The sequence below is a fragment of the Leucobacter soli genome (assembly GCF_042659205.1).
Lineage (GTDB): Bacteria > Actinomycetota > Actinomycetes > Actinomycetales > Microbacteriaceae > Leucobacter > Leucobacter soli.
On record NZ_JBHSRW010000215.1, the window covers coordinates 1 to 3,882 of the forward strand.

Here is a 3,882-nt window from a genome sequence, read left to right on the forward strand (position 1 = left end):
GAGATGGGGCCGGATGCTCGGATCCGCGTCGATGCGAACGGCGGCTGGTCGCTCGCAGAGGCCGAAACCGCGCTCCGCGCCCTCGTCGAGGCCGCGGGCGCCACCGATTCCACCGCCAGTACTACCGACACCGCACCCGAGGGCAGCACCGGCGCCGACGCCGGCACCAACACCGGCGCCGACGCCCGCGATCCCGAGGCTGCCGGCCTCGAGTACGCCGAGCAGCCCTGCTCCAGCGTCGCCGAGCTGGCCGAGCTGCGGACGCGCCTGGAGGGGCTGGTCCGCATCGCCGCCGACGAGAGCGTGCGCAAGGCCGAGGATCCGCTCGCGGTGGCCCGCACCGGTGCCGCGGATCTCATCGTCGTGAAGGCGCAGCCGCTGGGAGGTATCGCCCGGGCGCTCGACATCGTCGCCGAAGCCGGGCTGCCGGTGGTCGTCTCGAGCGCGCTCGACACCTCGGTCGGCATCGGGATGGGCCTGCATCTCGCCGCAGCGCTGCCCGACGGAGCGCTCGCGGGAGCCTGCGGTCTCGGCACGGTCGGTCTGCTCACGGGCGACATCACCCGCGACTCGCTGCTGCCGCAGAACGGCGAGCTCCCCGTCCGGCGCCCCGCACTCGATCCCGAGCTGCTGGATCGCTACGCGGCTTCGCCCGACCGGGACGCCTGGTGGCGGGAGCGGATTGCCCGGTGCCTCGGGCGCCTCACAGCGCCCACCGCCTGAGTCCGAACCGTCCCCACGGCATCCGAGGTCTGAGTCCATGGCGGCCTCACGGCATCGGAGGCGCGGATCCGGGTCGCAGCCGCGATCCCGACTGCGCAGGCCCGGCTGCGTGGCCCGGCTCACCGCCCCGACGTGCCGCCCGTCACGCCTTGAGCCCGGGGAAGTCCTCTTCGCGCCACTCGGTCGGGATCCGCTCCCCCGCCTCGAACGCGGCGATCTCGCGCTGCCGCAGTTCCACGCGGCGGATCTTGCCCGAGGCGGTCTTCGGAAGTTCGTAGACCTCGACTCGTCGCACCCGCATGTAGGGCGGCAGCGCCTCGCGGGCGTGGGCCAGGATCGCGCGGGCCGTCTCGGCGTCGGCGGCGAGGCCCGCGGCGAGCGCGACGTACGCCTTCGTCACGTTGAGCCGGGTGTCGTCGGGTGCGCCCACGACGGCGGCCTCTGCGACGAACGCGTGCTCGATCAGCGCACTCTCGACCTCGAACGGCGACACCTTGAAGTCGCTCGATTTGAAGATGTCGTCGGTGCGCCCGATGAAGGTGAGCACGCCGTCCACGTCGCGCTGCGCGACGTCGCCGGTGTGGAAGAGTCCGTCGCGGCAGGCCCGCGCGGTGGCCGCGTCGTCGCCGAAGTAGCCGGGCATCAGGTTCACCGGTCGCTCGTCGAGCGGCAGGCAGACCTCGCCCTCGTCGACCCCGGCATCGTCGATCCCCGCAGCGTCGATTCCGGCGTCGGTACGCGCGCCCCCGACCGCTTCCCCGGTCACCGGGTCGACGAGCCGCACTTCGACACCGGGCAGCGGCCGCCCCATCGCGCCGGGCACCACCGGCTCACCGGGGAGTGTGCCGATGAGCGCCGTCGTCTCGGTCTGGCCGTAGCCGTCGCGGATCTCGAGCCCCCACCACTCCGCGATCCGCGCGATGACCTCGGGGTTCAGCGGCTCGCCTGCGGAGACGAGTTCGCGCAGGCCGCGCGGCTTCCGTTCGAGCCGGTGCTGGATCAGCATGCGCCAGACGGTGGGCGGCGCGCAGAACGTGGTGACGCCGGCGCGGTCGAGCTCGTCGACGAAGCGCTCCGCATCGAAGCGCGCAGCGTTGAGCACGACGATCTGAGCACCGACGTTCCAGGGCGCGAAGAAGCTCGACCAGGCGTGCTTGCCCCAACCCGGGGCGCTCACGACGGAGTGCACGTCGCCAGGCCGCACGCCGATCCAGGCCGTGGTCGTGAGGTGTCCGAGCGGGTAGCTCGTGTGCGAGTGCTCGACGATCTTCGGCAGGCTCGTGGTGCCCGAGGTGAAGTAGATGAGCGCCGGATCGCTGCTCGCCGTCGTCTTCGCCACCGGCGCGAGGGATCCCGCACTCGATTCTTCGTAGCGCAACCAGTCGTAGAGGGCCGCGCGCTGATCCTGCGTCGCCCCGGCGCGGGGCCCGTCGAAGCCGACGCCGACACGACGGTAGCCGCCCGGCACCCCGGCGAACTTCATGGCGTCCTCGGCCGCCGCGAAAACCCAGCGCACGCGGCCGCGCTCGATGCGGTCGATGAGCTCATGCTCCCCCAGCACCACCGAGGTCGGCAGGATCACGACGCCGATCTTCAGTGCGGCGAGCATGATCTCCCACAGCTCGACCCGGTTGCCGAGCATGAGCATGGCGACGTCCCCGGGCTTCGCGCCCTGCGCGCGAAGCCAGTTCGCCACCTGGTCGCTGCGCTGCTTCAGCTCGGCGAAGGTGCGCGTCGTCTCGCGGAAGGCCGCCTCGGGGCCGCCCGGATCGACGTCGGTCTCGATGATCCGGAGCGCGAGCTCATCGTTGCCCTCAGCGAGACGGTCGAACACGTCGTGCGCCCAGTTGAAATCGGGACCGACGTCGGGCCAGCGGAACTCGGCGCGGGCGCGAGCCGGATCCTTCGCGAGCTCGAGCAGGTGATCGCGCGCTGCGAAGAAGGCGTCGCCAGGGGAGGTCTCACTCATGACGTCCAGTCTCCACCATCCCGCGGAGCGCAGCCCATTCGTGCCCCCAGCACCTCGCCCGGCGAGATCGAAGGGACTGTGACCGGGGTGCCCGGGTGCCCGGCAGCCGGATCGTGTCAGTGGTCGTTGCGGAACACCGTGTGCAGCGGGTGGTCGTCGACCTTCTCGCGGCCCCCCAGCCCTTCGATCTCGAAGAGCACGGACGTGCCGCAGACCGGGTAGCCGAGGTGCTCGAGCATCTCGAGCGTGGCGGCCACGGTGCCGCCGGTAGCGAGCACGTCGTCGATCACCAGCACGCGGGTCCCGGGTTCGAGGTCGGCGTGCATCTCGATCGTCGCGGTGCCGTACTCGAGGGCGTAGTCGATCGTGACCGCGGGCTGCGGCAGCTTGCCGGCCTTGCGCACCGGCACCATGCCAGTACCGGCGACGATCGCCGCGGCGCTCGCGAGCAGGAATCCGCGCGCCTCGATCCCGGCGATCACGTCGAACTGCCCTGCGAACGGGGCGATGAGCGCCTCGCTGGTCGCCCGCAGCGCTTCGGCGTCGGCGAGCAGCGGGGTGATGTCGCGGAAGAGGATCCCGGGCTGCGGGTAATCGGGGATCTCGCGGATCAGGCCTTCGGCGCGGGCGAGTGCGGGGCTGCTGGCTTCGATCGACACCATGACAGGGTACCGCCTGGCGGGCGGGTCGGTCTCTGTCGGATGACGAGCGGGCGCGCGGGCGGTGCTGTTCGCCGTCGGTTCCTCCCGATCGCTGTTTCCTTGTCGGATACATCGGCATTCCGGAGGAGCCGAAAGCGCCGCAGCCGTTCAGCGGCGCGGAACTCCGGAGTTGCGATGCGCCTCGGTCGCCGATTTCCGTTTGGGCGCGGTTTCGGGTAAAGTCTGTGAGGTTGAGAGATCAACGTGCGCCCCTAGCTCAGCTGGATAGAGCATCTGACTACGGATCAGAAGGTCGGGGGTTCGAATCCCTCGGGGCGCGCAGATGACCCTCTCGGATCGGCGGAATTACGCGGATCCGAGAGGGTTTCTTTGTTTCTGCCGGAGCCCGGTTCTCGAGTCGGGGGGGTCACCGACCAGAAAGCTCGGACGAACGGCAGCACCGCATCAGTCCGGGGTTACCGGCCAAAACGTGTGGATGGCGTTGGGCGTGTCATCCTCTGCCTGCCCAGCCGCTTCGGAGCCAGAGCC

Annotated in this window: 3 protein-coding genes and 1 tRNA gene; 2 read left to right on the forward strand and 2 right to left on the reverse strand. The window is 70.8% G+C overall.

Annotated elements, in window-relative coordinates:
• Positions 1–723: enolase C-terminal domain-like protein (locus ACFPZL_RS10975; RefSeq protein ID WP_382335417.1), on the forward strand; the 723-nt coding region annotated here is incomplete at its 5' end.
• Between the two features lie 142 nt (positions 724–865).
• Here ACFPZL_RS10975 and ACFPZL_RS10980 read toward each other — a convergent pair.
• Positions 866–2,692, reverse strand: a complete 1,827-nt coding sequence (locus ACFPZL_RS10980; RefSeq protein WP_382335419.1) for an AMP-binding protein — start codon at positions 2,690–2,692, stop codon at positions 866–868.
• Positions 2,693–2,808: 116 nt separating this feature from the next.
• A complete protein-coding gene (locus ACFPZL_RS10985) occupies positions 2,809–3,354 on the reverse strand; it encodes an adenine phosphoribosyltransferase (RefSeq protein ID WP_218116401.1) in 546 nt (181 codons plus the stop codon).
• 245 nt (positions 3,355–3,599) lie between these two features.
• Between ACFPZL_RS10985 and ACFPZL_RS10990 the strand changes: the two genes are divergently transcribed.
• Positions 3,600–3,673: transfer RNA gene (locus tag ACFPZL_RS10990), tRNA-Arg, on the forward strand.
• The last annotated feature ends 209 nt before the right edge of the window (positions 3,674–3,882 follow it).

Coding starts and splice junctions, on each gene's coding strand:
- ACFPZL_RS10980 (WP_382335419.1), bottom strand. CDS start 2,692: ATGAGTGAGACCTCCCCTGGCGACGCCTTCTTCGCAGCGCGCGATCAC.
- ACFPZL_RS10985 (WP_218116401.1), bottom strand. CDS start 3,354: ATGGTGTCGATCGAAGCCAGCAGCCCCGCACTCGCCCGCGCCGAAGGC.